Here is a 26619-nt window from a genome sequence, read left to right as displayed (position 1 = left end):
CTTGTTCTCAGGCGTAGTTACGCTTTTCGCCGTCGCCGGCTACGTTGATCACACAGCGGCCGCAGATGTCTGCGTGATCCGCCACCAGGCCGATGTCAGTAGTGTAATGCCAGCAACGCGGGCATTTCTCGCCTTCTGCCGTGCTGAAGGCAATCTTCAGACCTTTCACCAGTTCCGATTCCTGCGCGTCCGCCGGCGCATCCGCCAGAGGTGCAACCTGTGCCGCCGAGGTCAGCAGCACGAAGCGCAGCTCGTCTTGCAGGCTATTAAGGCGCTCAGCCAGCTCGCTGTCGGCATACAGCGTTACCGCCGCTTCCAGAGAACCGCCAAGGCGTTTATCGGCTCGCGCCTGCTCCAGAACCTTGTTCACTTCGCCACGCACTTTCAGCAACTCGGCCCAGAAGGCATCGTTCATGCTTTCGCCTTCGGCCAGGCCGAACAAGCCGTCGTACCACTCTTCAGTGAACACGTACTGCGCGCGTTTGCCCGGCAGGAAACCCCAGATTTCGTCGGCGGTGAACGACATGATCGGCGCCATCCAGCGCACCAATGCTTCTGCGATGTGGAACAACGCGGTCTGGCAGCTGCGGCGGGCGACGCTGTCGCTCTTCGCGGTGTACTGACGATCCTTGATGATGTCCAGGTAGAAGGAGCCCATCTCGACCGAACAGAACTGCATCAGACGCTGCACCACTTCATGGAAATCGTAGTTGGCGTAAGCCTGCTCGATATCCTGCTGCGCCGCCAGCGCACGGCCGACCGCCCAGCGATCCAGCACCACCATGTCTTCCGGAGCCACGCAATCGGTGCTCGGCTCGAACCCGTTCAGGTTGGCCAGCAGGAAGCGCGCGGTGTTGCGGATACGGCGGTAAGAATCGGCGGAGCGCTTCAGAATTTCATCGGAAACCGCAATCTCGCCGGTGTAATCGGTCGAGGCCACCCACAGACGCAGGATGTCGCCACCCAGCTTGTTCATCACGTCCTGCGGACTGACGGTGTTGCCGATCGACTTGGACATCTTGCGGCCCTGGCCGTCAACGGTGAAACCGTGGGTCAGCACTTCTTTATAAGGCGCCTTGCCCTTCATGGCGGTGGAGATCATCAGTGATGACATGAACCAGCCGCGATGCTGATCCGAACCTTCCAGATACATGTCGGCGCCGTGGCCGTTAAACTCAGGGCGTACGTCCACGACCGAAGAGTGGGTTGAACCTGAGTCGAACCACACGTCCAGGGTATCAGGTACTTTCACGTAGTCGGCAGCGTCGGCACCGAGGATATCGGCCGCGTCCAGATCCCACCAGGCTTGAATGCCGTCCTGCTCAACGCGTTTGGCCACTTCTTCCATCAACTCAACGCTGCGCGGGTGCAGTTGCTCAGTATCTTTGTGCACGAACAGCGACATCGGCACGCCCCAGGTACGCTGACGCGAGATGCACCAATCCGGGCGGTTCGCCACCATCATTTCAATGCGCGCCTGGCCCCATTCAGGGATCCACTGCACGCCCTTGATCTCTTCCAGCGACTGCTGACGCAGGCCCTTCTGATCCATGCTGATGAACCATTGCGGGGTAGCGCGGAAAATGATCGGCGTCTTGTGGCGCCAGCAGCATGGGTAGCTGTGAACCAGTTTTTCCACGTGCAGCAGCGCCCCTTTCTCACGCAACAGCTCGACGATCAGATCATTGGCCTTGAACACGAACTTGCCATCCAGCAGCGGATAGGTGCCGGTCAGGTAACAGCCGTTCGGCCCTACCGGGTTGGCCACTTCCAGGCCGTATTTCTGGCCGATCACGAAGTCGTCCGGGCCGTGGCCAGGCGCGGTATGCACCGCACCGGTACCGGCGTCCAGCGTGACGTGCTCGCCGAGGATGGCCGGCACGTCGAAGCCCATGAACGGGTGTTCGAAGCGCAGCAGTTCCAGATCGGCGCCTTTGCAGCTGCCCAACACGGTCCATTCGCTGATGCCGGCGCGTTTCATCACGCTCTCGACCAGTTCGGCCGCCAGGATCAGGCACTGACCTTCAACCTGCACCAGCTGATAAGCAAACTCAGGGTGCAGCGAGATAGCGCGGTTAGCCGGCAGCGTCCACGGCGTCGTGGTCCAGATAACCAGAGAAACCGGACCGTTAAACTGGGTCACGCCAAATTTGGCCGCCACGGCAGCCGCGTCAACCGCGTGGAAAGCCACATCGATAGACGGCGAGGTTTTGTCGTAATACTCAACTTCCGCTTCCGCCAGCGAGGAGCCGCAGTCGGTACACCAATGCACCGGCTTCGCGCCTTTCAGCAGATGGCCGTTGCTGATGATCTTGCCCAGCGCGCGGATAATGTTGGCTTCGGTTTTGAAGTCCATGGTCAGGTACGGATGATCCCAATCGCCCAGCACGCCCAGACGAATGAAGTCTTTCTTCTGGCCTTCAACCTGCTCGGCGGCATACTCGCGGCATTTCTGACGGAATTCCGCCGGGGTAAGCTTCTCGCCCGGCTTGCCGTACAGCTGCTCTACTTTCAGTTCGATCGGCAGGCCATGGCAGTCCCAACCCGGAATATAAGGCGAGTCGAAACCGGACATCCCTTTAGACTTGATAATAATGTCTTTGAGAATCTTGTTAACCGAGTGACCAATGTGAATGCTGCCGTTCGCATACGGAGGGCCGTCATGCAAAATGAAGGATTTTTTGCCCTTTTTGGCAGTACGAATCATCCCGTACAGATCCTGCTCATACCAACGTTGCAGCATGCCAGGTTCACGCTTGGCGAGATCGCCGCGCATCGGGAACCCTGTTTCCGGCAAGTTCAGGGTATTCTTGTAGTCACTCATGAGATTCTCGTTTCCGTTTTCGGCTATTTACCCATCACACTTCAAGCTGCATCTTTGTTGGCTGCCCTTTCTTACCCGAATCACTTGCCTGTGCAAGCTCCTCAGGGGTTCGCGCAGTTGCCGCCGCGATGCAACTCGAATTGTTTAGGGTAAACGATTAAACCAGTGTTTTTAACCCGAAGAACTTTCGGGCCGTCACCACATCATTGGCGATTTGCTGCTTCAGCGCATCGAGCGAAGCAAAACGCTGTTCATTGCGCAATTTCGCGCGGAGCACCACGTCAATATGGCGCCCGTAAAGATCCATTGTGACATCCAGCAGGTGGACTTCCAGCTGCTGTCGCACGCCGGCAACGGTTGGGCGCGTGCCAATATTGGCCACGCCCGGGAGCGGTTCAGGGCCCAAGCCATAAACATCCACTGCATAAACCCCTTTCACCGGCGCAACCAGGCGCTTCAGCGGCAGGTTGGCGGTCGGGAAGCCAATGGTGCGACCCAGTTCATCACCGTGCACCACCCGGCCAGAAATGCTGTACGGATGGCCCAGCAGCGCTTCTGCCTGCGCCAGGTCGTCATCGCGCAGCGCATTGCGAATGGCCGTGCTGCTGATGCGTTGATCGCCTTCACGGAAGGTCGGCGTGCTGATCACCTCGAAGCCGTATTCTTCCCCGGCTTTCTGCAATAGCGGAAAATCGCCCTGGCGAGCTGCGCCAAAGCGAAAATCATCCCCGACCATCAGGAATTTTACGCCAAGCTTTTCCACCAGCAGTTCGGCGACGAAGGCTTGGGCGGTGTTGGCGGCGAAACGCGGATCAAACTTGACGCACAGCAGGTAATCAACCCCCGCCTGCGCCAGGTACTTGGCCTTGTCACGCAAACGCGTGAGACGGGCCGGCGCCTTGTCCGCTGCAAACATTTCCAGCGGCTGCGGCTCAAAGATCATGACCATCACTGGCAGCCCGAGGCGCTGCCCTTCTTGTTTCAGCTGCTCCAGCAACGCCTGGTGACCGCGGTGTACGCCGTCAAAGTTGCCGATGGTGAGCACGCAACCATGGTGACGTGCCCGGATATTGTGAACGCCGCGAATTAGCTGCATAGCTGGCTCAAAACAGTGGAAATCGCCGGATTATACCTTGTACAGCGGTTAAGGTTAACCCGCGATTGGTGCCTTTATGTAATAGACATACCATACCGGAGATAATCGGCAGGTGAAACGCCCTGCCCGCAGTTTATCCGGCGCCATAAACGCGATTACCGACTACGGCCAATGGCTTGCGACCGCTGCGACAAATCATTGGCGAATTTTCTCGCGAAAGACTGTATTCCCATGACCGAAGCTGGTAAAATCCTGCGCCATCACAACGTAGCAAGTGCCGCCCGTACAAACGGCGCTTATTTGCACAAATTCATTGACAAACGCAGGCCAAAAGGGCATATTCCTCGGCCTTCGAATTGTCCTCAATAGAATATATTTGGGAGTTGGACCTTGGCTAATATCAAATCAGCTAAGAAACGCGCCGTACAGTCTGAGAAACGCCGCAAGCATAACGCTAGTGGTCGTTCAATGATGCGTACCTACATCAAGAAAGTAGAAGCGGCAATCGTAGCTGGCGACAAAGAAGTAGCACAAAACGCATTCAACGTAATGCAACCAATCGTGGACCGCAAGGCTGCTAAAGGCCTGATCCACAAAAACAAAGCAGCACGCCATAAGTCAAACCTGTCGGCGCGCATCAACGCAATGCAATAAGCATCGTGTTGTCTGCTTGATAAAAAAAACCGGCTCAGGCCGGTTTTTTTACGTCTGCAATACCCGGTCTAGTAAGCAAACAGCGCCGAGAAATCCTTGTTACACACCCTTTGCACCGCCGGATGCTGGATCATTCGCTCGGCAAAGATGATGTAGTACTCTTCCTGTACGCTATCAATACGCCCAATCTCCACCACGTCATCATCGTTATAAGTGTCCTGCGCATACAGAGTCGGCGCAACGAAGATCGCGTTGTGGTACATGCCAAATGTCTTCATCAGTGCGGCATCATCAAACTCGCCCAGAATCTCCACCTGAATGCCCTGGGTGTTAAACCAGTTGAGCAGTTTACGCCCCAGCATCGAACGACGGCCGGGTATCAGCAGCTTGCGCTGCTCCAGACAGGCGGGAAACGGCAGATCCGGTGCCGGCTGGCGGCAAAAGAAGCTAATGCCGCACTCCCCCAGCTTGAGCGAAAATAATCCTTCCTGCTGGCTGGAGTCCACCGGGCAGTCTGACAGGATCATATCCAGCTTGTGCTGGCTGAGCTGTTCCAACAGCATCTCATGCGTTGATTCAAAGCAACGCAGGTGAATTTGCTCGTTATCCACCACCACCGCCGTTTCCAGCACCTGACTCACCAGGCGTTTGGAAAGCGCATCCGCTACACCCACGTCGAACAGCAGGTTAGATTCTTTGCGATAATTGACGATATCCAGCATTTCCTGGCTGAGCATAAACATCTTGTCGGCGTAACGGAAAACCAGTTGCCCCAGCTCTGAAGGCACCAGCCCACGCCCCTGACGCTTGAACAGCTTGCCGTCCAAACGTTCTTCCAGCGCTTTGATCTGGCCGGTAATGGTCTGCGGCGTCAGAAACAACGCTTCGGCGGCGCCGACCACCGAACCTTCTTTGCAGACCTGCCAGAAGTAGTAAAGGTGATTAAAGTTGATATGCGACATCCTCACGAGGTGCTCTCCTTAACGTTTCGCATCGGCAAAGGGTCTGCCGTGATGAGCGATTAATGTCCTTGCTGTGTTTCAGACAACCTGTTGCTGCATTCGTCCCAAACAGAATGGTCGAAGCTGAACATATTTTATACTGAACAGCTCCGACCAGCTATTGTAGTGTGTCTCCGTCAACAGGGGATCCCCTAAAGGAGTTATCTGACTCGCGGTAACGACAGGCGCAACAGACCGTATCCCACTGCCGCCGCGGTGGTGGAACCAATCAAGATACCCAGCCGCGAGTAGGTGCTTAATGCAACATCGGCATCGCCAAAGGCCAGCGAAGCGATGAAGATCGACATGGTGAAACCAATACCACAGAGCACGGAAACGGCAAACACCTGTTTGAAACCAATACCTTCAGGCAGACGGGCGATACCCAGCTTCACCGCCAGCAGGCTAAAAGTGAAGATGCCCAAGGGTTTACCGATAAACAGACCCGCTGCAATCCCCATTGGCAACAGCGAGGTCAGCCCGCTCAGCGAGACGCCTTGCAATGAAACGCCGGCGTTGGCAAAAGCAAACAGCGGCAGTATCAGGAACGCCACCCAAGGGTGCAGCCCATGCTCCAGTGTCTCTGACGGCGACGGCCCCTTCTTCACATGCAGCGGTATCATAAAGCCGACGATCACCCCAGCCAACGTGGCATGCACCCCGGACTTCAGGATCGCCACCCACAGCACCAGGCCGACAAGCATATAGAGCGAGGTTTTCCCCACGCCGCGCCAGTTCATCAACGCCAGGACGGCAATGGAAGCCGCCGCCACGCCCAGCGCCGCCATCGACACTTCATGGGTATAGAACAGCGCGATAATCACGATCACGCCCAGGTCGTCGATAATCGCCAACGCCAACAGGAACACCTTCAGGCTGGTGGGTACCCGGTTCCCCAGCAGCGCCATGACCCCAAGGGCAAACGCAATGTCGGTAGCCGCCGGGATAGCCCAGCCCTGACGGGTGACCTCATCCGCGCCGTTGAACAGCAAATAAATCAGCGCCGGCGCCAGCATACCGCCCAACGCGGCGATCGCCGGAAATACCGCCTTGTCACGCCCGGCCAATGAGCCTTCCATCAACTCACGTTTAACTTCCAGCCCGACCACCAGGAAAAAGATCGCCATCAGGCCATCGTTAATCCACAGCAGCAAGGGTTTGCCAATCTCCAGCGAGGAGATTTTCACCATGACAGGTAAATTGAGAAAAGCGTGATAAATCCCCTGAGCCGGGGTATTGGCCATGATCAACGCGATAATCGCGGCCACAATCAGGATAATGCCGCCCGCGGCTTCCTGACGTAAAAACTGACGAATAATGTTGGTCACAATACGTCTCTCCACAGCACTGCGGGGCAGAAAAAAACGCCCTGCGAACAAAGTAATGGGATGAGTATAGACGCCGTTTCAGCTCGAAAAAACACGTTTATAAATGCTATAAAACTCGTAAAAACCGAGCAATTAAAGATACGAATCACATTTAAATTAGGCGTCGGAGAAAGGACCGAGGCAATAAAAAACCCCGGATTCGATACCGGGGTTTCATACAACAGGCTAATGAAAACAGGAAATTAACGCGTCAAATCGTCAAAAAACTTTTTCACGCCGTCGAAGAAGCTCTTCGAACGCGGGCTGTTTTTGTCGCCGGATGGGCCACCGAGGCTCTCTTCCAGTTCTTTCAGCAACTGCTTCTGCTTGTCGTTCAGGTTAACCGGGGTTTCCACCACCACGCGGCACAGCAGGTCACCCTGGCTGCCGCCACGCACAGATTTGACACCCTTGCCGCGCATGCGGAACAGTTTGCCGGTCTGGGTTTCTGCCGGTACTTTCAGCTTCACGCGGCCATCCAGCGTCGGTACTTCAATCTCGCCGCCCAATGCCGCCATCGCGAAGTTAATCGGCACTTCACAGTACAGGTTATTGCCTTCACGCTCGAAGATCGGGTGCGTTTTCACCTGAACCTGAACGTACAAGTCCCCCGCCGGTGCACCATGTTCACCCGCTTCGCCCTCACCCGCCAGGCGGATGCGGTCGCCGGTATCTACGCCGGCCGGGATTTTCACCGACAGCGTTTTGGCTTTCTCTACCCGGCCGTGGCCGTGGCAGCTGTTGCAAGGGTCTTTGATGATCTGACCGCGGCCATGGCAGTGCGGACAGGCCTGCTGCACGGTAAAGAAGCCCTGGCGCATTTGCACCTGACCCTGGCCATGACAGGTCGGACAGGTGACTGGCGAACTGCCGGGTTTCGCGCCGCTGCCGTGGCAAACGCCACACTCTTCCAGCGTCGGGATACGGATCTCTTTGGTAACGCCACGAACCGCTTCCTCGAGGGAAAGCTCCATGTTGTAGCGCAGATCGGAGCCGCGGCTGGCGCGCTGACGGCGGCCACCACCGAAGATGTCGCCGAATACGTCGCCAAAGATATCGCTGAAGTCGGCACCGCCGCCGCCAAACCCACCGCCGCCCATGCCACCCTGTTCAAAGGCGGCATGGCCGTATTGATCGTAGGCCGCACGCTTTTGCTCGTCAGTCAGGACCTCGTAGGCTTCCTTGACCTCTTTAAATTGGGTTTCGGCGTCTTTTTCCTGGTTGCGGTCAGGATGGTATTTCATCGCCAGGCGCTTGTACGCCTTTTTTATCTCACGCTCTTCCGCCGTCTTGGAGACGCCGAGAATCTCGTAATAGTCTTTCTTCGCCATTATTTCTCTTACCCTTAACATGCGTGCACGGGCGTAGAGTTGCCTCGACGCCCGTGCTGGTTTCCGGTAACGGCCTGGCGGCCGTTCCGTGCCCGCTTAAGGGCGATTATTTCTTGTCTTTGACTTCTTCGAACTCAGCGTCAACCACGTCGTCGTCTTTCTGCGCCGCGTTGTCAGCACCGGCATCAGCGCCTTGCTGAGCCTGCTGCGCCTGAGCCATTTCCAGCAGCTTGCCGGAAACCTGCACCAACGCCTGGGTCTTGGCTTCGATATCGGCTTTGTCTTCGCCTTTAACCGCCACTTCCAGATCTTTCAGCGCCGCTTCGATAGCCGTTTTGTCTTCTGCCGGCAGTTTGTCGCCAGCTTCTTCCAACTGCTTACGAGTGCCGTGGATCAGGTGATCGGCCTGGTTACGGGTTTGCACCAGTTCTTCGAACTTACGGTCAGCTTCGGCGTTCAGTTCGGCATCGCGCACCATTTTCTGGATTTCTTCTTCGTTCAGACCAGAAGAAGCCTTGATGGTGATTTTCTGCTCACGGCCGGTATTCTTGTCTTTGGCGGACACGTGCAAAATACCGTCGGCGTCGATATCGAAGGTCACTTCGATCTGCGCCATACCGCGTGGAGCAGCCTGGATGCCGTCCAGGTTGAACTGGCCCAGCGACTTGTTATCGTTAGCGCGTTTACGCTCACCCTGCAGCACATGGATGGTTACCGCAGACTGGTTGTCTTCAGCGGTAGAGAACACCTGGCTGTGCTTGGTCGGGATGGTGGTGTTTTTGGTGATCAGCGGAGTCATCACGCTACCCATGGTTTCGATACCCAGCGACAGCGGGGTAACGTCCAGCAGCAGAACGTCCTTCACATCACCGGCCAACACGCCGCCCTGAACCGCAGCACCTACCGCAACGGCTTCGTCCGGGTTAACGTCTTTACGCGGTTCTTTACCGAAGAAATCAGCGACTTTCTTCTGAACCATTGGCATACGGGTCTGGCCGCCCACCAGGATCACGTCCTGAATGTCGGAAACCGACAGGCCTGCGTCTTTCAACGCCACTTTCAGCGGCTCGATGGAACGCGCAACCAGATCTTCGACCAGCGACTCGAGTTTGGCGCGGGTCACTTTGATGTTCATGTGTTTCGGGCCGCTCGCGTCTGCCGTGATGTACGGCAGGTTGACGTCGGTCTGCTGAGCGGAAGACAGCTCAATCTTCGCTTTCTCTGCAGCTTCTTTCAGACGCTGCATTGCCAGCGGATCCTTACGCAGATCCATACCCTGTTCTTTCTTGAATTCTTCAACCAGGTAGTTGATCAGACGACTGTCGAAGTCTTCGCCACCCAGGTGGGTATCACCATTGGTTGCCAGAACTTCGAAGGTTTTTTCGCCGTCAACGTCGTCGATTTCGATAATGGAAATATCGAAAGTACCGCCGCCCAGGTCATAAACCGCGATGGTGCGGTTGCCGACTTCTTTGTCCAGGCCGTAAGCCAGGGCTGCAGCGGTCGGTTCGTTGATGATGCGTTTTACTTCCAGACCTGCGATACGGCCGGCGTCTTTGGTCGCCTGACGCTGTGCGTCGTTGAAGTAGGCAGGTACGGTGATAACCGCTTCAGTTACCGGTTCGCCCAGGTAATCTTCCGCCGTTTTCTTCATTTTCTTCAGCACTTCAGCAGAAATCTGCGGAGGTGCGATTTTCTGGCCTTTCACTTCGATCCAGGCGTCACCGTTATCCGCGGCCACAATTTGGTACGGCATGATGTCTTTATCACGCTGTGCTTCTTCGTCCTGGAAACGACGGCCAATCAGGCGCTTGATCGCAAACAGGGTATTTTGTGGGTTAGTCACAGCCTGACGCTTAGCCGGCTGACCAACCAGAATCTCACCGTCTTGGGTGTAGGCGATGATAGAAGGAGTTGTGCGGTCGCCCTCGGCATTTTCCAGCACGCGCGCCTTACCACCATCCATAATTGCTACGCAGGAGTTGGTAGTCCCCAGGTCGATACCAATAATTTTGCCCATCTAAACGTCTCCACTAATAAATTCATAATCGGTCAGGTTGCTAACCTATATGCGGGCGATTTTTTGCTTTTCAACTGCCCGCTATCTCAGTCTTTCCCGCGGTCAGCAACTGCGGTTGCAAATAAGATGGGGCCATCCGACTCAGCATCAAGGGGCAAGGTGAAAAAAATTTCTTTTTTATCGTCACTCAGATCATTGTTTCCTGTTCAGGGGATCATTATGATGCCGCGCGCTCTGATGGAAGTTACGGGTTTTTCGGCCATTCAGACCATTTATGAATTTACTTAGCTATTTCCGTTAACTTTCTGTTATCGCAGAGGACATATGCACACCAACAAGTTGGCAAATCCCGGCCCTCTCGGCCTGATGGGCTTCGGGATGACCACCGTCTTGCTGAACCTGCACAACGCGGGCTTTTTCCCACTGACTTCCGTCATCATCAGCATGGGGATTTTCTTCGGTGGCCTGGCCCAGATTATGGCCGGCCTGCTGGAGTACAAGAAGGGCAACACCTTCGGCATGACTGCCTTTATCGCCTACGGCAGCTTCTGGCTGAGCCTGGTCGGCATTCTGCTGCTGCCACGCCTGGGTCTGGCCGAACCGACCGACGCTACCGTATTGGGCATCTATCTGGCGCTGTGGGGCGTTTTCACCCTGTTCATGTTCTTCGGCACGCTGTGCGCCAACCGCGTGCTGCAGTTCATCTTTGCCAGCCTGACGCTGCTGTTCGCCCTGCTGGCGATTGGCAACGTCACCGGCAACCACGCGCTGCTGACCTTTGCCGGTTATGAAGGGGTGATCTGCGGCGCCAGCGCCATTTACCTGGCGATGGCGGAAGTGCTCAACGAGCAGTTTGGCCGTACGGTGCTGCCGATTGGCGAAGTGACGGCCAAACGTGCGGAGCCCGCTCTGGCAACGGCGTAATTGCCTTTGTCCTGAAACAAAAAACCCTGCGTCGCAGGGTTTTTTGTTAGCTGTAGGAACCGGCGCGCTGCGCCTTGGTTTCACTGTTTAAATCGCGATGCAGGTAAATGCCCAGCAGCAGCCCGATGCCGGACAACGCCAGTACGTAGTAAGCAGGCGCTAATGGGGTTAACTTCATGATCAACGTGACAAATATTGGGGTTAAACCACCAAAAACAGCGTATGCAACATTATATGAGAACGAAATCCCGGTAAACCGCACTTCCGCCGGAAAAGCCCGCACCATCACGTAAGGCACGGCCCCTACGACCCCAACGCTGAAACCCACCAGAGCGTAACAGGCAAACAGCATTTCCGGGTGCACCCCCACCGTCCGATAGAACAGCCAACTGCAGCCGGCCAGCAATAAACTGCCGACGATAAAGGTTTTACTGGCGCCAAAGCGATCCGCCGACAGCCCGGCGGCAATGCATCCGGCAATCAGCATGACGGTGGCAATGCTGTTGGCCTGCAGCGACAGCGCCGGGGCAATGCCAAACTGCTTTTGCAGATAGGTGGGCGTCATCAGAATGACCACCACGATACCGGCGGAGAGTAGCCAGGTGAGCAACATAGAGACCGCCACTTCCTTGCGATGATTAAGCACCACGGATTTTAGCGGCAGCTCCTTGGCCAGCGCTTTGCGCGCCTGCATCTCGACGAAGATGGGCGTTTCCTGCAGCCAGCGGCGCAAATACATCGCCACCAGCCCGAAGATGCCACCGAGCAGGAACGGGATGCGCCAGCCGCCGCCGAGAATGGTTTGTTGGCTTAATGTGGTGTTGAGCACCGTCGCGATCAGCGATCCCAGCAGGATGCCGACGGTCAGGCCGGCGGTCAGCGTGCCGCAGGCGAAACCGATACGACGGCGCGGCACATGCTCGGCGACGAATACCCAGGCGCCCGGCACTTCACCGCCAATCGCCGCCCCTTGCAACACACGCATCAGCAACAGCAGCAGCGGCGCGGCAATGCCGATATTGGCGTAGGTGGGCAACAGGCCCATCGCCAGGGTCGGTAACGCCATCAGCAGAATACTCAGGCTGAACATTTTTTTGCGGCCAACCCGATCGCCGAAATGCGCCATCACGATGCCGCCCAGCGGCCGGGCCAGATAACCGGCGGCGAAGATACCGAAGGTCTGCACCTGTCGCAGCCATTCCGGCATGTCCGCCGGGAAAAACAGCTCGCCCATCACCGCGGCAAAGAAAACGAAAATGATGAAGTCATAAAACTCCAGCGCACCGCCGAGGGCAGCCAACGTCAGAGTTTTGTAGTCTTGCCGGTTTAACCGGCGATTATTATCGTGAGGCATAGGGTACCGTCGGAAAAGGCTGTAGAAGTAAAAGCCGCAGGCTTTCTGTAAACGAATTCTTACTATAGCGGCAAATTATTTTCACACCAGACGGACTGAAGCTAATCTCACAGATTGCTGAAATTTAGAGGTTTATCTCGCGGCGCGCGTTCTTCGGGCGAAATGCTGCTACCACCGCCTCCTGCGTTTCCACATAAGGCCCTTCGAGCAGTTGGATGCAATAAGGCACGCTGGCGAAAATGCCGTGCACCACCGTCTTGCCCTGCTCATCCCTCACCCCTTCCAGCGTTTCCTTGATCGACTTCGGCTGCCCGGGCAGGTTGATGATCAGCGCCTGTTTGCGGATCGCCCCCACCTGGCGTGAAAGAATTGCCGTTGGCACATAGTGTAGGCTGATTTGCCGCATTTGCTCGCCGAAGCCGGGCATCACGCGATCGGCTATCGCCAGGGTGGCATCAGGCGTCACGTCGCGTCGCGCCGGTCCGGTACCGCCGGTGGTCAGCACCAGATGGCAACCCATCTCGTCCACCAGCTCACACAGGGTTTGTTCGATAAGCGTCTGCTCATCGGGGATCAGGCGGGTTTCCACTTTAAAGGGCGAGACGAGCGCGGCGGTCAGCCACTCCTCCAATGCCGGAATGCCTTTATCCTGGTAAACGCCGCCGGAAGCGCGGTCGGAAACAGAAACCAAACCAATACGTAATATGTCCATGCTTAACCTCTACAGCCTGATGGGTTCACTTCCCATCCTGTTATTAATCCTGAGAGTATAAAGTGTCTGGCCCACCGCCGGGCGCGGCGAGCATAAAAAAAGGCGGCCTGAGCCACCTTTTTCGCGCTGATTGCGGTAATTACAGCAGATCGGCGATCATTTTTTCCAGCTTGCCCTGGTCTACGGCAAACTTGCGGATGCCGTCGGTCAGTTTCTCAACGGCCATTGGATCCTGGTTGTGCTGCCAGTAGAACTCAGGTTCGGTCAGCGCAGCAGGGCGCGCTTTTACTTCGCCGGTGTAAGCCAGTTTACGCTCCAGTGCGCCTTCGCTCTCTGCCAGTTCTTTCAGCAGCGCAGGGGCGATGGTCAAACGGTCACAACCGGCCAGTTCGATGATTTCACCCACGTTACGGAAGCTGGCGCCCATCACCACGGTTTTGTAACCGTGTTCTTTGTAATACTGGTAGATCTCGGTAACGGAAACCACACCCGGATCTTCGTTTGGCGCGAACTCTTTCTTGTCGCCATTGGCTTTGTACCAGTCGAGGATACGGCCAACGAACGGAGAAATCAGGAACACGCCGGCCTCAGCGCAGGCGCGCGCCTGAGCGAAGGAGAACAGCAGGGTCAGGTTACAGTTGATGCCTTCTTTTTCCAGCTGTTCCGCTGCGCGGATGCCCTGCCAGGTAGAAGCCAGTTTGATCAGGATGCGATCGTTGCTGATGCCGGCATCGTTGTACAGTTTGATCAGGCGCTTGGCCTTGGCAACGCTGGCTACGGTGTCGTAGGACAGGCGTGCGTCCACTTCCGTGGAGATACGGCCCGGAACCAGTTTAAGGATTTCCAGACCAATGTTGACGGCCAGCTTGTCGGCGGCATCGGCGATCTGCTGCTCGCGATCGCTGCTCTGCTCGCGCGCCCAGGCAACGGCTTCGTCAATCAGTTTACGGTATTCAGGAATTTGAGCTGCATTGAGGATCAGCGAAGGATTGGTTGTGGCGTCTTGCGGTTGATACAGCTTCATTGCCGCGATATCGCCCGTGTCCGCAACCACAGTAGTGAGCTGGCGCAGGGAAGTTAATTTATCGGTCATGTTGGCATTATCTCATCGTTTGTGCATGAACTTTTGGCATCGTTCAACCATGCCCTGCCTTGATAATAACATGCGCAAGGCCCGGTGCAAGGCTGGAAAATCGCGGCCAGACGGCGTTGGTTTTTTCCTTGGGCGAGCAACCGTTTACGCAGATATCTTTCGTCATTTCCGAACTAATGAAAAGGCAATAACGTGCTATCGATGAAATGAATTATGTTAAATTCGCGCCAAATCAGGCGATAGAGCCGAAGAGATGAGAAAAATCTCAATTCATCTGAACCCGACGACGCTCAGCTAAGCTCTTGTAAAAACTCGCTCAAGGTAGTTTCACCCGCAGTGGATGCTGTGCGGTACGCAACAAATTTCAACAAGGAGGGATCCGTGACGGACCTGATAGATTTTATAAACACCGTTTTATGGGGGTCGGTACTGATTTATTTGCTGCTGGGTACGGGCATTTATTTCACCCTGCGTACCCGCTTTATTCAGGTTCGCCATTTCAGCCACATGTTTTCGGTACTGAAGCACGGCAACAAGAGCGACAGCGCAGGCATCTCTTCTTTTCAGGCGCTGTGTACCACCCTGGCGGCGCGCGTCGGTACCGGTAACCTGACCGGGGTGGCGATAGCCCTCACCGCCGGCGGCCCAGGCGCGATCTTCTGGATGTGGGTGGTGGCGTTTATCGGCATGGCGACCTCATTCGTCGAAAGCAGTCTCGCCCAGCTCTACAAAACCAAAGACGATCAAGGTAATTACCGCGGTGGCCCGGCCTACTATATGGAAAAGGGTCTGGGCATGCGCTGGATGGGCGTGCTGTTCTCCCTTTTCCTGATCATCGCCTTCGGTCTGGTGTTCAATGCTGTCCAGGCCAATTCCATCGCCCAAGCCTCCGCCGTCGCTTTCAACGCGAAGCCGCTTTATGTGGGGATCGGTCTGGTGTTGCTGAGCGGCATCGTGATCTTCGGTGGCATCCGTTCCGTCGCGCGCGTGGCCGAACGGGTGGTGCCGCTGATGGCCGGTGCCTACCTGCTGCTGGCTTTCTGGGTGATTGGCCACAACATTGAACAGATGTCGGCAATCCTCATGCTGGTGATCAAGAGCGCCTTCGGGCTGCAGGAAGCGGCGGCCGGCGCCGTCGGCTATGGCATTTCGCAGGCAATGACCCAAGGCGTTCAGCGCGGTCTGTTCTCCAATGAGGCCGGCATGGGCTCCGCGCCCAATGCGGCGGCCTCCGCGTCACCTTACCCGCCGCATCCCGCCTCGCAGGGGTACGTGCAAATGCTCGGGGTATTCATCGATACCATCGTTATTTGCAGCGCCACGGCCGCGATCATTCTCTCCTCAGGCGTGTTGGATCAGCCGGTAGCCAGCATCAGCGGCATCGATATGACCCAGCGGGCCCTCTCCGCCGCCGTCGGCAGTTGGGGCGCGCCGTTTGTCGCCGTCGCCATTTTCTTTTTCGCTTTCACCTCGATCATTGCCAACTATGCTTACGCCGAGAGCAATCTGGTGTTCCTTGAGCACAACCACCCGGCAGGGTTGACGATTTTCCGCTGCGCGGCGCTGGGTATGGTGATGTTTGGCGCACTGGCCGAGCTGCCGGTGGTGTGGAAAATGGCCGACACGTCGATGGCGCTGATGGCGATCACCAACCTGACGGCGATCCTGCTGCTGTCGCGCGTGGCGTTGAAACTGGCCAACGACTACCACCGTCAACACAAGTTGGGGCAATTGCCCACTTTCAACGCCAACCGTTTTCCCGAGCTGAAATCCCAACTTGAACCTGGCATATGGGATAAAGGTTAACTTTTGCGGGTGCGTTTCGCCTATCAGACCCATTGCCCCTTTTTCTCGCGCTTTTTGCTACAGTACCCATTCTTGGATAAACAGGATTTGGCCATGCTCGTTATTATTTCACCTGCAAAAACCCTTGATTACGAAAGCCCGCTGGCGACAGAACGTTTCACGCAGCCCGAATTGCTGGACAAGTCGAAGCAACTGATCAAAATCTGCCGCGAACTGACGCCGGCACAAATATCCAGCCTGATGGGCATCAGCGATAAACTGGCCGGGCTGAATGCCGCTCGCTTCAGCGACTGGCAACCTAAATTTACCCCAGAGACCGCCCGCCAGGCGTTGTTGGCTTTTAAAGGCGATGTGTATACCGGCCTGCAGGCGCAGGACTTCAGCGAAGAGGACTTTGATTTCGCTCAGCGGCACCTGCGGATGCTGTCCGGCTTATATGGCGTGCTGCGCCCGCTCGATCTGATGATGCCTTACCGGCTTGAGATGGGCATCAGGCTGGAGAATCCGAAAGGCAAGGATTTGTACGGTTTCTGGGGCGAGCAAATCACCAAAAAGTTGAACGAAGCGCTGGAGCAACAGGGTGACGACGTGGTGGTCAATCTGGCTTCAGACGAGTACTTCAAATCGGTGAAACCGGCCAAACTGCACGGCACGCTGATCAAACCGGTCTTCCTCGACGAGAAAAACGGCAAATATAAGGTGATCAGTTTTTACGCCAAAAAAGCGCGTGGATTGATGAGCCGCTTTATCATCAAAAACCGCCTGACACAGCGCGAGCAATTGGTTGATTTTAATCTGGAAGGCTATGTCTTCGACGAAGCAGGTTCCCAGGGCAACGAACTGGTGTTCAAACGCCCCGAACAGTAAAAAAGAACGCAAAAAAAGCCGTCGCAATGACGGCTTTCGTTTTTAGGCTGAGCGATTTCAGGCAGGCAGAGCCATCAGGAATTTACGCAGCTCGGCGAAACCGGCCGGCAAGCTGTGGGACAGCAGCGGCAAATCGGCACGCAGCGCCAGCGCCTTCGGCAACGGCAGCTCCTGGCCGAGGATCTCTTCCACGCTCTCCTTGAACTTCGCCGGATGCGCAGTGCCGAGGAATAAACCAAACTCCCCTTCTTGCAACTGATCGCGCAAAGCGCGGTAAGCAATCGCAGCATGCGGTTCTGAGAGATACCCCAATTGCGCCAGTTCCCGCATGGTGTCTTTGGTGGTTTCATCGCTCACCGCCGCACGGCCCAACTCTTTCAACTGCCAGATTTTACGGCGGAACAGCTCCTCCACGCGCGGCCAGTTGTTCGGTTGGCTTACGTCCATCGCATTCGACAGCGTAGCGACCGTAGCGTGCGGCTGCCACTGACCGTTGGTCAGGAAGCGCGGCACGGTGTCGTTGGCATTGGTGGCAGCGATAAAACGCTTCACCGGCAGGCCCAGCGACTTGGCCAGCAGGCCGGCGGTCAGATCGCCGAAGTTACCGCTTGGCACCGAGATCACCAGTTGATTGCGCGCTTCCTGCGGCAATTGCGCCACCGCTTCGAAGTAGTAGCAAATCTGCGCCAGCAGGCGGCTGATATTGATGGAGTTTGCCGAGTTCAGGTGCAGCGCCTCTTTCAACTCCTGATCGTCAAAGGCCTGTTTCACCAGTGCCTGGCAAGCATCGAAGTCACCGTCGATCGCCACGGTGTGGATATTGCCGCCCAAGGTACAGAACAGTTTTTCCTGCAGCGGGCTGATTTTGCCCTGCGGATACAAAATGACCACGCGTACGTTCTTCAAGCCATAGAAAGCGTGCGCCACGGCGGCGCCGGTATCGCCTGAGGTCGCCGTCAGGATAGTCACCGGCTGATCGCCCGCCACTTCCGCCAGCATCTGCGCCATAAAGCGGCCGCCGAAGTCTTTGAACGCCAGCGTCGGGCCGTGGAACAACTCCAGACAGGCAATGTCGTCTTCTACTTGCGCAACTGGCGCAGGGAATTCAAACGCCGCCGCCACGCGCTTATGCAGCGCCTCTTCCGACACTTCATCGCCGATAAACGCCGACAGGATACGGGTGCTGCGGGTGACAAAGTCCTGCTCCAGCAGGTGATCGATTTCGGTCAGTTCGAACTCCGGCAGCTCCAGCGGGAAAAACAGCCCTTGCTGTTTGCCCAGGCCCTGTTTGATCGCCTGTGCGAAGCTGACCTGCTCGTTGTGATCCTTAAGGTTGTACAGTTTCATGCGTTATCCCAGTAGTCGTGCGCCTGCGGTATCCAGACGGCAAATATGAACAAAACCTTCGTCGTTTTGCAGATAATGATTGGTCAGCCAGTCGGCCATGCGTTGTGCGGTGGCGCCGTCGTCACAGACGGCAAACAGCGTCGGGCCGGAGCCAGAGATACCGCAAGCCAGCGCACCGATGTCCTGCGCGGCCTTGCGCGCGTCGGCAAAGCCCGGCAGCAGGCGGGTGCGGTACGGCTCGGCAATCACGTCCTGCATCAGTTTGGCTGCCAGACGCGGCTGCTGAGTGTGGCAGGCATGGATAAAGCCCGCCAGATAGCGACCATGGCTGATGCAGTCCTGACGGCGGTACTGCGCGGGCAGGATAGCGCGCGCTTCGGCGGTGGATACCTTGATGCCCGGATAGGCCATCACCCACAACCAGTCTTTAAAGCAGGGCACTTCCTGGCTGATGAATCCCTCTTCTTCCAGCATCAGTTGCAGGCCGCCCAGGTAGCATGGCGCCACGTTGTCGTAATGCACGCTGCCGGAGATGCGGCCTTCCAGCTCGCCCATCAGGCTCAGCAACGTCATTTTGTCCAGCGGACGATTGCAGAATTCATTCATCGCCATCAACCCGGCGACCACCGAACAGGCGCTGGAACCCAGCCCTGAACCGATCGGCATGTTTTTCTCAAGCCGCATCGCCACCGGGATCTGCCGGCCTATCTCCTGGCAAAAACGCTCCCAGCATTGATAGACGATATTTTCTTTCGGATCGTCGGGCAACTTGCTGACAAAGCGGCCGGCGTTTTGCAGGCTGAACGTTTCGGCGGCTTCCACGCTGACGCAGTCGCCCAACAAGGTGCCGTCGATTGGCGACACCGCCGCACCCAGAACGTCGAAACCGACGCTGACGTTGCCAATTGAGGCCGGTGCATACACCTTAACCATATTAAACTCCCAACTTCCATGACAGTGTGCGCAACAGGTCGGCAAATACCCCCGCCGCAGTCACATCATTACCGGCACCGTAGCCGCGCAGCACCAAAGGTAATGGTTGATAATAACGGCTGTAGAAAGCCAGGGCGTTCTCACCGTTCTTCACTTTATACAACGGATCGTTGCCGTCTACCGCATCAATGCGAACCTGACAGCGGCCATCTTCGATCACGCCGACATAGCGCAACACCTTACCCTGCTCGGCGGCGTTAGCCACGTTGCGGGCGTATTCTTTATCCAGCTCCGGCAGGCGTGCCAGGAAGGTTTCCACATCACCGGAAGCGTCAAAGGACGGCGGCAGCACCGACTCGACCTCAATATCCTCCAGCTCCAGCTTGTAACCCGCCTCACGGGCCAGGATCAATAGCTTGCGGGCCACGTCCATACCGGAAAGATCGTCACGCGGGTCCGGCTCGGTGTACCCTTTGGCCCTGGCCTCCAGGGTCGCCGCCGACAACGACATGCCTTCGTCCAGCTTGCCGAAAATAAACGACAGCGAACCGGACAGGATACCGGAGAAACGCGTCAGCTCATCGCCGGCGTTCAGCAGATTCTGCAGGTTCTCAATCACCGGCAAACCCGCGCCGACGTTGGTGTCGTACAGGAACTTGCGGCGCGACCCGGCAGCGGCGGTACGCAGCTGTTGATAGTAGTTCATCGACGACGTGTTGGCCTTCTTGTTCGGCGTCACCACGTGGAAACCATCGGCCAGGAAATCCGCATACTGGTCGGCAACCGCCTGGCTGGAGGTGCAGTCGACGATCACCGGGTTCAGCAGGTGGTACTCCTTCACCAGACGGATCAGGCGGCCAAGATTGAACGGCTCTTTAGCCTCGGCCAGTTCCTCGTTCCAGCTGTCCAGAGCAATGCCGTGCACATTGGTCAACATGGCTCGGGAATTGGCGATACCGCATATACGCAGATCGATATGCTTTTGCTTCAGCCATGGCTGCTGGCGATAAATCTGCTCGATCAACGCGCCGCCGACGCCGCCGACGCCGATGACAAACACTTCAATCACCTGATCGGTATTGAACAGCATCTGGTGGCAGACGCGAACGCCGGTGGTGGCGGAATCGTTGCTGACGACCACCGAGATGGAACGCTCCGACGAACCCTGGGCGATGGCGACGATGTTGATATTGGCGCGCGCCAGCGCGGAGAAGAAGCGAGCCGAGATGCCACGCAGGGTGCGCATGCCGTCGCCCACGACCGAGATAATCGCCAGCTTTTCCATCACGTCCAGCGGCTCAAGCAAGCCGTCTTTCAGCTCAAGGTAGAATTCGTCTTCCAGCGCACGGCGCGCACGCTGCAATTCGCTCTGCGGCACGCAGAAGCTGATGCTGTACTCGGAAGAGGATTGGGTAATCAGCACCACCGAAATACCGGTGCGCGACATCACGGCGAACACCCGTGCGGCCATGCCGACCATACCCTTCATCCCCGGTCCGGAAACGTTGATCATCGCCATGTTGTTCAGATTGGTGATGCCCTTTACCGGGGTATCGCTATCCACATTTTCACCGCCGATCAGCGTGCCGGGAGCCTGCGGATTGGACGTGTTTTTGATCAGGCAAGGGATTTGGAACTGGGCAATCGGGGCGATAGTACGGGGGTGAAGCACGCTGGCGCCAAAATAGGAAAGCTCCATCGCCTCCTGGTACGACATCGATTTCAGCAACCTGGCGTCCGGCACGGTGCGCGGGTCGCAGGTATAAACGCCATCGACGTCGGTCCAGATCTCGCAACAGTCGGCGCGCAGACAAGCGGCCAGCACCGCGGCAGAGTAGTCGGAACCGTTACGGCCCAGCACCACCAGCTCACCCTTGTCATTACCGGCGGTGAAACCGGCCATCAGCACGATATGATCCGCCGGGATAGCCGCTGCGGCGATGCGCAACGTGGATTCGGTGATATCTACAGTCGACTCCAGATAATGCCCTTGGGCCAGCAGTTTCTCTACCGGATTGATCACCGTCACCGGGAAACCTTTGGCACGGAATACGCCTTCCATGATGGCGATGGAGAGCTTCTCGCCACGGCAGATAATCGCCGCGTTCACACTGTCCGGGCACTGCCCCAGCAACGCTACGCCGTGCAGCACCTGCTTCAGTTGGGCGAACTCCTGATCGACCAGGGTCTTCAGGCGATCGTATTCAAAACCTGGCAGAGCCTGCGCCAGGCCGCTCAGCAGATCTGCGAAGATACGCTCCGCATCGCTCATATTTGGCAGAATGTCTTGCCCGGCCACCGTTTTTTCAATCATCGCCACCAAGTGATTGGTGATCTTTGCAGGTGCGGACAATACCGTGGCCACCTGTCCCTGACGTGCGTTACTTTCCATGATATCGGCAACGCGCAGAAAACGTTCTGCATTCGCTACCGAGGTTCCGCCAAATTTCAGCACTCGCATTTCTGATCTCTCCCGAATTTAAGCCGAAAAAAAAGCCCGCACTGTTTAGGTGCGGGCTTTTTTCTTTTGTTTCCTGTACGCGTCAGCCCGCCCCGTTACCTGTGGTTTCGGTGGTGGTAATAATTGTGATAATCAGGCTGATGTTTCGCATTTTTCTGTCTGTCTCATTAAATACTCTGTCCCCTCTATTGGTTAAAGCAATCGCTTTCCCAAGTCAAATTATTTCTTGTTTTTGCTCATTGGCCGCCCCGCCTGGCGGCTGAGTAATGCGATAGCAGAAAAACAAAATGACAGAACAAAAAAACAACCTGAAGGCACTTTTGCAGTGAATCATACTGCTTAAGGGCCAGCACTTGCGGGTATCACTTTGTGAGCTTTTTTTCGATGTCATGCAGCAAAGTATGCAACATCGCCGTATCCCGTTGTGGCAGCGCACCCAGCCGCTGATGCAGCCAATCGCGCAATTTTTGGTCATCACCGACCCCCAGCGCCCCCAATAATCCTTCGGCGCGCCGACGTAACGCTCGCAATTGCCCCTCATTGGCCATCGTCTCCTGAGGCGCGCTGACGCTCATCAGTTCCGACAACTGGTAGCAATACACCATTACCGCCTGACCGAGATTCAGCGAAGGGTAGTCCGCCTGCATAGGTACGCCGGTCAGCAGATCGGCCAGTTCCAGCTCTTCATTGGTCAGGCCGGAATCTTCGCGGCCAAACACCAGCGCCGCCTGGTTTACCCACTGGCTGCGCTCGCCCAACTGCCCCAACAGCTGCTGCGGTGTACAGTAATAATGGAAACGCGCGCGGCTGCGGGCGGTGGTGGCTACGGTGAAATCCACGTCCGCTAACGCCTGTGCCAGGGTGGGATAAGTTTGCACGCCGTCGAGGATATCCCCCGCCCCATGAGCGACCCAGCGCGCTGCCGGTTGCAGGTGCGCTTCGCTGTCGACGATGCGCAACGAGGTGAATCCCATGGTTTTCATCGCCCGCGCCGCTGCGCCGACGTTTTCCGGCCGTGCCGGAGCCACTAAAACAATATGAAGCTGCATCAATACTCCACAGAAAGAGGAATCGCGAGTTTTTGACTGTTCGGGATAGTCTGATTATATTTACAATTGCGCAACAAAAATCCCGGCAATTGCTACAGAAATGTGTAAATGGGTTATTGAACAGATAAATTGGCTGTAATAGATATTATTACTACTTATGTTTTACTGTTCTTATTAATCAATATGTTAAAATAACGCCCTCACCAATAAGCTCATAATTGTAACCCATTAAGCGTAACAATGCTGAATCGTAGACAGAATTTATGCTTCTGTGACTTAAGCTGGCAGTTCTGTAAGTGTTTTTCACAAAACTGTTAACGTGCTACAATTGAATTTGATATATGTCAACAAAGCGTAGTTTTGTTGGGTGATGAATTCGGCACGCACTGTTATATTGCTGTTAATAGGGTTAGGATAACCGCCGTTTTGGCACCTTTGGGGCGTAGGGAATAGCCGCTCCACCAAGCTAGCGATCTTGTTGACATTAGATGGAAAGTGCATCAAGAACGAGTTTACGTACTTTAGTCATTTGGTAAGAGGGAACGTGAGCGCTATCTCTGCCCTCGTCTAAGAAAACAAAGACTTCTGTACTTCCTATTTTCTATTTTGTTGGCAATTTTAGGTAGCAAATATGCAGACCCCGCACATTCTGATTGTCGAAGACGAGTTAGTCACTCGTAACACCCTGAAGAGCATTTTCGAGGCGGAAGGCTACGTTGTTCATGAAGCCAATGATGGTGCAGAGATGCACAACATCCTGTCTGAAAATGATATCAATCTGGTTATCATGGACATCAATCTGCCAGGCAAAAACGGCCTGCTGCTGGCGCGTGAACTGCGCGAACAGGCCAGCGTTGCGCTGATGTTCCTGACCGGCCGCGATAATGAAGTGGATAAAATCCTCGGATTGGAAATCGGCGCTGATGACTACATCACCAAGCCGTTTAATCCTCGTGAATTGACCATTCGCGCACGTAATCTGCTGTCTCGTACCATGAACCTGGGCAGCGTCGGCGAAGAACGTCGACTGGTAGAAAGCTATAAATTCAACGGTTGGGAGCTGGATATCAATAGCCGCTCACTGATCAGCCCGGCAGGCGAGCAGTACAAGCTGCCGCGCAGCGAATTCCGCGCCATGCTGCACTTCTGCGAAAACCCGGGCAAGATCCAATCCCGTGGCGAGCTGCTGAAGAAAATGACCGGCCGTGAGCTGAAACCGCATGACCGTACCGTAGACGTGACCATTCGCCGTATCCGCAAGCACTTCGAATCGACCCCGGATACGCCGGAAATCATCGCCACCATTCACGGTGAAGGCTACCGTTTCTGCGGCGATCTGGAAGAGTAATCATTCCTCCCGCTCCAAAAACATCGGGGGTTCAATTGAACCCCCGATGTTATTTCGCCTCACCCCAAGGGATGATTGGCACCGCACTCAACGCATTCTTCGGTGAACCATCCACCACACGGTCTGAATAACTCAGATAAATCAGCGCATTGCGGGTAGCATCGTAGAAACGCACCACCTGCAGCTTTTTGAATACCAGCGACGTCCTTTTCTGGAACACCACCGTCCCTTCCGCCTTGCCGTTTTTAATTTTATCGGTCAGGGTAATCGGCCCCACCTGTTGGCAGGAAATAGCCGCATCCGCGGTATCTTCCGCTAATCCCAGGCCGCCTTTGATACCGCCGGTTTTTGCCCGGCTGATATAACAAGTTACATTTTTAACATCCGGATCGTCGAACGCTTCCACCACAATTTTGTGGTCCGGACCAAAGAGTTTAAATACCGTATCGACCGATCCCACCTGTTCGGCCTGCGCGCCATTTACCGTTGCGCAAACTAAACCAAACAAAAATATCCATCCTTTTTTCATTCACTTAACTCCAACAGCCACGGCCTGAAAAAACAGGCTCAGCAATCAATATTGTTTATGTTTTAGGTCACAGAATCGGGATTTTTCTGGTCCGCACCGATCTTTTTAGCACAGAGCGTGAAAAAAATCTTTGAGAGTCTCGGAGGAAAAAAATTGCTATTATGCGGCGTCGTTATTTCTTTGCGCCCGTTTAAGGTGTGTCCCTGTCCAACTCTTGCGCAGCGAGCTGCAAGAAGCAAAGAGTGCTACGCAAAATGGCTCATGGATTGGTCTGATAGCGCAAGCACCTGCGTAATGAATAAACAGTTCGGGTTCCCACCCTAAAGCTCTACGAGGAAGATCTATGGATCAAGCCGGTATCATTCGTGATCTGCTTAGCTGGCTGGAAAGCCATTTGGACCAACCTTTGTCGCTGGATAACGTGGCGGCAAAAGCAGGCTACTCTAAATGGCATCTGCAACGGATGTTCAAAGATATTACCGGTAACGCCATCGGCGCTTATATCCGGGCAAGACGACTGTCTAAAGCTGCGGTGGCGCTGCGTTTAACCAGCCGACCGATTTTGGATATCGCCTTGCAGTATCGCTTCGACTCGCAGCAGACTTTCACCCGCGCGTTTAAAAAACAGTTTGCGCAAACGCCGGCATTGTATCGCCGTGCCGAAGACTGGAACGCGTTCGGCATCTGCCCGCCAATCCGCCTGGGGGCCTTCACCCTGCCGCAGCCGGAATTCGTCACGCTGGCGGAACAGCACCTGATTGGCCTGACACAGAGCTATTCCTGCACGCTGGAGCAAATCTCCAATTTCCGTACCGAGTTGCGCTCACAGTTCTGGCGCCAATATCTGGGCGAAGCCGAGACGCTGCCACCGGTGCTCTACGGGCTGCACCACTCCCGCCCGAGCCAGGAAAAGGACGACGAGCAGGAAGTGCTGTACACCACGGCGCTGGAACCGCACCACGTGCCGGATAAGGTACAGGAAGGCCAGCCGCTGGTGTTGCAGGGCGGCGAGTACGCGATGTTCAGCTATGAAGGGCCGGCCTCTGGCCTGCAGGACTTTATCCTGACGCTGTATGGCACCTGCCTGCCGGCGCTCAAACTGACGCGCCGCAAAGGGCACGACATCGAGCGCTTTTATCCCAAGGGTGACCGTCGGCCACCCCAACCGCCGACCGAGATCAACTGCGACTACCTGATCCCGATCCGCCGTTAACGTTGCAGTTCGTCCAGCGCGGGCATGTCCAGGTGCGTGACATCGCCCGCCGTTTCCACGATCCAACCGGAAGCCAACCACGGGCTCTGTTGATGATCAACGCGCGACAACGAACAGTTACGCAAACGCAGGCGGCGCTCGGCATAGGCCGGCAGCCCAAGCACGGTGCTGATCAGGCAGCCCAGCGCAATACCGTGGCTGACAATCAGCGGCTTACTGCCTTCAGGCAGCATCAGGCAACTTTCCAGCGAGGCGCGCATGCGTTCAGCCAACTCGTTCATGGATTCGCCTTGAGGGATACGGCCGTCGGCAGTACCGTCGACCATCTGCTTGCGCCACTGTTCTTCCTGCGGCGTCAGGCTTTCGATCAGACGTTCTTCCAGCACCCCCATATGCAATTCGCGCAAACGCGGATCGCTAATCACTTCGCAGCCGCAAGCTTCTGCGATGATTTGCGCGGTGCGGCGGGTACGCCCCAGATCGCTGGTAATAACGTGCGTGATGCCCTCTTTACTGACACGCCGGGCAACCAGATGCGCCTGATGTTCACCTTTGGCGGTTAACGGGCTGTCGGACTGGCCCTGGATACGGCGAGCCGCATTCCATTCCGTTTCGCCGTGGCGAACGAGGTATACCTGTAACATTTTGCTTTTCCGTTATACTGCGTGAAACCTGAGTTTATCTTCGTCA

Annotated in this window: 22 protein-coding genes and 1 other annotated feature; of the genes, 6 read left to right on the top strand and 16 right to left on the bottom strand. The window is 55.9% G+C overall.

Going from position 1 to position 26619, the window contains the following annotated elements; genetic code table 11:
• Positions 1-7 precede the first annotated feature (7 nt).
• Together ileS and ribF are read right to left on the bottom strand one after the other, a co-directional pair.
• Positions 8-2824, bottom strand: coding sequence for an isoleucine--tRNA ligase (gene ileS / locus V2S86_RS17230; RefSeq protein ID WP_330763440.1), 2817 nt, complete (start codon positions 2822-2824; stop codon positions 8-10).
• A 157-nt stretch (positions 2825-2981) separates the two neighbouring features.
• Positions 2982-3920: a bifunctional riboflavin kinase/FAD synthetase gene (ribF, locus tag V2S86_RS17225; protein ID WP_212558460.1), complete on the bottom strand. Its 939-nt coding sequence runs from the start codon at positions 3918-3920 to the stop codon at positions 2982-2984.
• Between the two features lie 390 nt (positions 3921-4310).
• Here ribF and rpsT point away from each other — a divergent pair, with 390 nt between their 5' ends.
• The gene (gene rpsT / locus V2S86_RS17220; RefSeq protein ID WP_006317535.1) at positions 4311-4574 is read left to right on the top strand and encodes a 30S ribosomal protein S20; all 264 of its coding nucleotides are present in this window, start codon (positions 4311-4313) and stop codon (positions 4572-4574) included.
• 68 nt (positions 4575-4642) lie between these two features.
• Here rpsT and nhaR read toward each other — a convergent pair whose 3' ends face one another.
• From nhaR to dnaK, 4 genes are all read right to left on the bottom strand, one after another.
• A complete protein-coding gene (gene nhaR / locus V2S86_RS17215) occupies positions 4643-5542 on the bottom strand; it encodes a transcriptional activator NhaR (RefSeq protein ID WP_004950031.1) in 900 nt (299 codons plus the stop codon).
• 194 nt (positions 5543-5736) lie between these two features.
• Positions 5737-6903 (bottom strand): Na+/H+ antiporter NhaA, encoded by a 1167-nt coding sequence (gene nhaA / locus V2S86_RS17210; protein WP_330763439.1) that lies wholly within the window; start codon positions 6901-6903, stop codon positions 5737-5739.
• 242 nt (positions 6904-7145) lie between these two features.
• A complete protein-coding gene (gene dnaJ / locus V2S86_RS17205; RefSeq protein WP_330763438.1) occupies positions 7146-8273 on the bottom strand; it encodes a molecular chaperone DnaJ in 1128 nt (375 codons plus the stop codon).
• A gap of 106 nt (positions 8274-8379) precedes the next feature.
• A complete protein-coding gene (gene dnaK / locus V2S86_RS17200; RefSeq protein ID WP_311994055.1) occupies positions 8380-10293 on the bottom strand; it encodes a molecular chaperone DnaK in 1914 nt (637 codons plus the stop codon).
• Positions 10294-10617: 324 nt separating this feature from the next.
• Between dnaK and satP the strand changes: the two genes are divergently transcribed.
• Positions 10618-11217, top strand: a complete 600-nt coding sequence (gene satP / locus V2S86_RS17195) for an acetate uptake transporter (RefSeq protein WP_330763437.1) — start codon at positions 10618-10620, stop codon at positions 11215-11217.
• A gap of 46 nt (positions 11218-11263) precedes the next feature.
• On the opposite strand, the gene V2S86_RS17190 is transcribed toward satP, so the two are convergent.
• The 3 genes from V2S86_RS17190 to tal form a co-directional block, all read right to left on the bottom strand.
• Complete coding sequence (locus tag V2S86_RS17190; protein ID WP_330763436.1) at positions 11264-12571, bottom strand: MFS transporter; 1308 nt, start codon at positions 12569-12571, stop codon at positions 11264-11266.
• 124 nt (positions 12572-12695) lie between these two features.
• On the bottom strand, positions 12696-13283 hold the full coding sequence (gene mog, locus V2S86_RS17185) for a molybdopterin adenylyltransferase (RefSeq protein WP_311994058.1): 588 nt from the start codon (positions 13281-13283) through the stop codon (positions 12696-12698).
• Between the two features lie 139 nt (positions 13284-13422).
• Positions 13423-14376 (bottom strand): transaldolase, encoded by a 954-nt coding sequence (gene tal, locus V2S86_RS17180; RefSeq protein ID WP_126480147.1) that lies wholly within the window; start codon positions 14374-14376, stop codon positions 13423-13425.
• Between the two features lie 381 nt (positions 14377-14757).
• On the opposite strand from tal, the gene V2S86_RS17175 reads away from it, so the two are divergent.
• Both V2S86_RS17175 and yaaA read left to right on the top strand, forming a co-directional pair.
• Positions 14758-16182, top strand: coding sequence for an alanine/glycine:cation symporter family protein (locus V2S86_RS17175; protein WP_330763435.1), 1425 nt, complete (start codon positions 14758-14760; stop codon positions 16180-16182).
• A 93-nt stretch (positions 16183-16275) separates the two neighbouring features.
• Positions 16276-17049: a peroxide stress protein YaaA gene (gene yaaA / locus V2S86_RS17170; RefSeq protein ID WP_330763434.1), complete on the top strand. Its 774-nt coding sequence runs from the start codon at positions 16276-16278 to the stop codon at positions 17047-17049.
• 57 nt (positions 17050-17106) lie between these two features.
• On the opposite strand, the gene thrC is transcribed toward yaaA, so the two are convergent.
• From thrC to V2S86_RS17145, 5 genes are all read right to left on the bottom strand, one after another.
• On the bottom strand, positions 17107-18396 hold the full coding sequence (thrC, locus tag V2S86_RS17165; RefSeq protein WP_311994060.1) for a threonine synthase: 1290 nt from the start codon (positions 18394-18396) through the stop codon (positions 17107-17109).
• Between the two features lie 3 nt (positions 18397-18399).
• A complete protein-coding gene (thrB, locus tag V2S86_RS17160) occupies positions 18400-19329 on the bottom strand; it encodes a homoserine kinase (RefSeq protein ID WP_006320063.1) in 930 nt (309 codons plus the stop codon).
• A gap of 1 nt (position 19330) precedes the next feature.
• Entirely contained in the window at positions 19331-21790 is a 2460-nt protein-coding gene (thrA, locus tag V2S86_RS17155) for a bifunctional aspartate kinase/homoserine dehydrogenase I (protein ID WP_330763433.1), read from the bottom strand.
• Between the two features lie 25 nt (positions 21791-21815).
• Positions 21816-21934 (bottom strand) — a sequence feature (Thr leader region).
• Positions 21873-21941: a thr operon leader peptide gene (gene thrL / locus V2S86_RS17150; protein ID WP_071919942.1), complete on the bottom strand. Its 69-nt coding sequence runs from the start codon at positions 21939-21941 to the stop codon at positions 21873-21875. (Overlaps the previous feature by 62 nt.)
• 211 nt (positions 21942-22152) lie before the next feature.
• Positions 22153-22839 carry a tRNA/rRNA methyltransferase gene (locus V2S86_RS17145; protein WP_330763432.1) on the bottom strand — a complete coding sequence of 229 codons (687 nt, stop codon included), beginning with the start codon at positions 22837-22839 and terminating at the stop codon, positions 22153-22155.
• A gap of 631 nt (positions 22840-23470) precedes the next feature.
• Here V2S86_RS17145 and arcA point away from each other — a divergent pair.
• Positions 23471-24187, top strand: coding sequence for a two-component system response regulator ArcA (gene arcA, locus V2S86_RS17140; RefSeq protein ID WP_004949989.1), 717 nt, complete (start codon positions 23471-23473; stop codon positions 24185-24187).
• Positions 24188-24236: 49 nt separating this feature from the next.
• Here arcA and creA read toward each other — a convergent pair whose 3' ends face one another.
• On the bottom strand, positions 24237-24716 hold the full coding sequence (gene creA / locus V2S86_RS17135) for a protein CreA (protein WP_330763431.1): 480 nt from the start codon (positions 24714-24716) through the stop codon (positions 24237-24239).
• Positions 24717-25059: 343 nt separating this feature from the next.
• On the opposite strand from creA, the gene robA reads away from it, so the two are divergent.
• On the top strand, positions 25060-25929 hold the full coding sequence (gene robA, locus V2S86_RS17130; RefSeq protein ID WP_311994063.1) for an MDR efflux pump AcrAB transcriptional activator RobA: 870 nt from the start codon (positions 25060-25062) through the stop codon (positions 25927-25929).
• On the opposite strand, the gene gpmB is transcribed toward robA, so the two are convergent.
• Positions 25926-26573, bottom strand: coding sequence for a 2,3-diphosphoglycerate-dependent phosphoglycerate mutase GpmB (gpmB, locus tag V2S86_RS17125; RefSeq protein WP_330763430.1), 648 nt, complete (start codon positions 26571-26573; stop codon positions 25926-25928). The two genes, robA and gpmB, sit on opposite strands and share 4 nt — an antisense overlap.
• Between the last annotated feature and the right edge of the window lie 46 nt (positions 26574-26619).

It is taken from the genome of Serratia sp. C2(1), from assembly GCF_036352655.1.
In the GTDB taxonomy this organism is placed as follows: domain Bacteria; phylum Pseudomonadota; class Gammaproteobacteria; order Enterobacterales; family Enterobacteriaceae; genus Serratia; species Serratia inhibens.
This window is presented reverse-complemented; position numbering and strand designations above follow the sequence as displayed.

What these genes read in the sequence shown, in the direction of transcription:
- ileS (WP_330763440.1), bottom strand. Translation starts at nt 2,824, where the DNA reads ATGAGTGACTACAAGAATACCCTGAACTTGCCGGAAACAGGGTTCCCG.
- ribF (WP_212558460.1), bottom strand. Translation starts at nt 3,920, where the DNA reads ATGCAGCTAATTCGCGGCGTTCACAATATCCGGGCACGTCACCATGGT.
- dnaJ (WP_330763438.1), bottom strand. Translation starts at nt 8,273, where the DNA reads ATGGCGAAGAAAGACTATTACGAGATTCTCGGCGTCTCCAAGACGGCG.
- dnaK (WP_311994055.1), bottom strand. Translation starts at nt 10,293, where the DNA reads ATGGGCAAAATTATTGGTATCGACCTGGGGACTACCAACTCCTGCGTA.
- satP (WP_330763437.1), top strand. Translation starts at nt 10,618, where the DNA reads ATGCACACCAACAAGTTGGCAAATCCCGGCCCTCTCGGCCTGATGGGC.
- V2S86_RS17190 (WP_330763436.1), bottom strand. Translation starts at nt 12,571, where the DNA reads ATGCCTCACGATAATAATCGCCGGTTAAACCGGCAAGACTACAAAACT.
- mog (WP_311994058.1), bottom strand. Translation starts at nt 13,283, where the DNA reads ATGGACATATTACGTATTGGTTTGGTTTCTGTTTCCGACCGCGCTTCC.
- tal (WP_126480147.1), bottom strand. Translation starts at nt 14,376, where the DNA reads ATGACCGATAAATTAACTTCCCTGCGCCAGCTCACTACTGTGGTTGCG.
- yaaA (WP_330763434.1), top strand. Translation starts at nt 16,276, where the DNA reads ATGCTCGTTATTATTTCACCTGCAAAAACCCTTGATTACGAAAGCCCG.
- thrC (WP_311994060.1), bottom strand. Translation starts at nt 18,396, where the DNA reads ATGAAACTGTACAACCTTAAGGATCACAACGAGCAGGTCAGCTTCGCA.
- thrB (WP_006320063.1), bottom strand. Translation starts at nt 19,329, where the DNA reads ATGGTTAAGGTGTATGCACCGGCCTCAATTGGCAACGTCAGCGTCGGT.
- thrA (WP_330763433.1), bottom strand. Translation starts at nt 21,790, where the DNA reads ATGCGAGTGCTGAAATTTGGCGGAACCTCGGTAGCGAATGCAGAACGT.
- V2S86_RS17145 (WP_330763432.1), bottom strand. Translation starts at nt 22,839, where the DNA reads ATGCAGCTTCATATTGTTTTAGTGGCTCCGGCACGGCCGGAAAACGTC.
- arcA (WP_004949989.1), top strand. Translation starts at nt 23,471, where the DNA reads ATGCAGACCCCGCACATTCTGATTGTCGAAGACGAGTTAGTCACTCGT.
- creA (WP_330763431.1), bottom strand. Translation starts at nt 24,716, where the DNA reads ATGAAAAAAGGATGGATATTTTTGTTTGGTTTAGTTTGCGCAACGGTA.
- robA (WP_311994063.1), top strand. Translation starts at nt 25,060, where the DNA reads ATGGATCAAGCCGGTATCATTCGTGATCTGCTTAGCTGGCTGGAAAGC.
- gpmB (WP_330763430.1), bottom strand. Translation starts at nt 26,573, where the DNA reads ATGTTACAGGTATACCTCGTTCGCCACGGCGAAACGGAATGGAATGCG.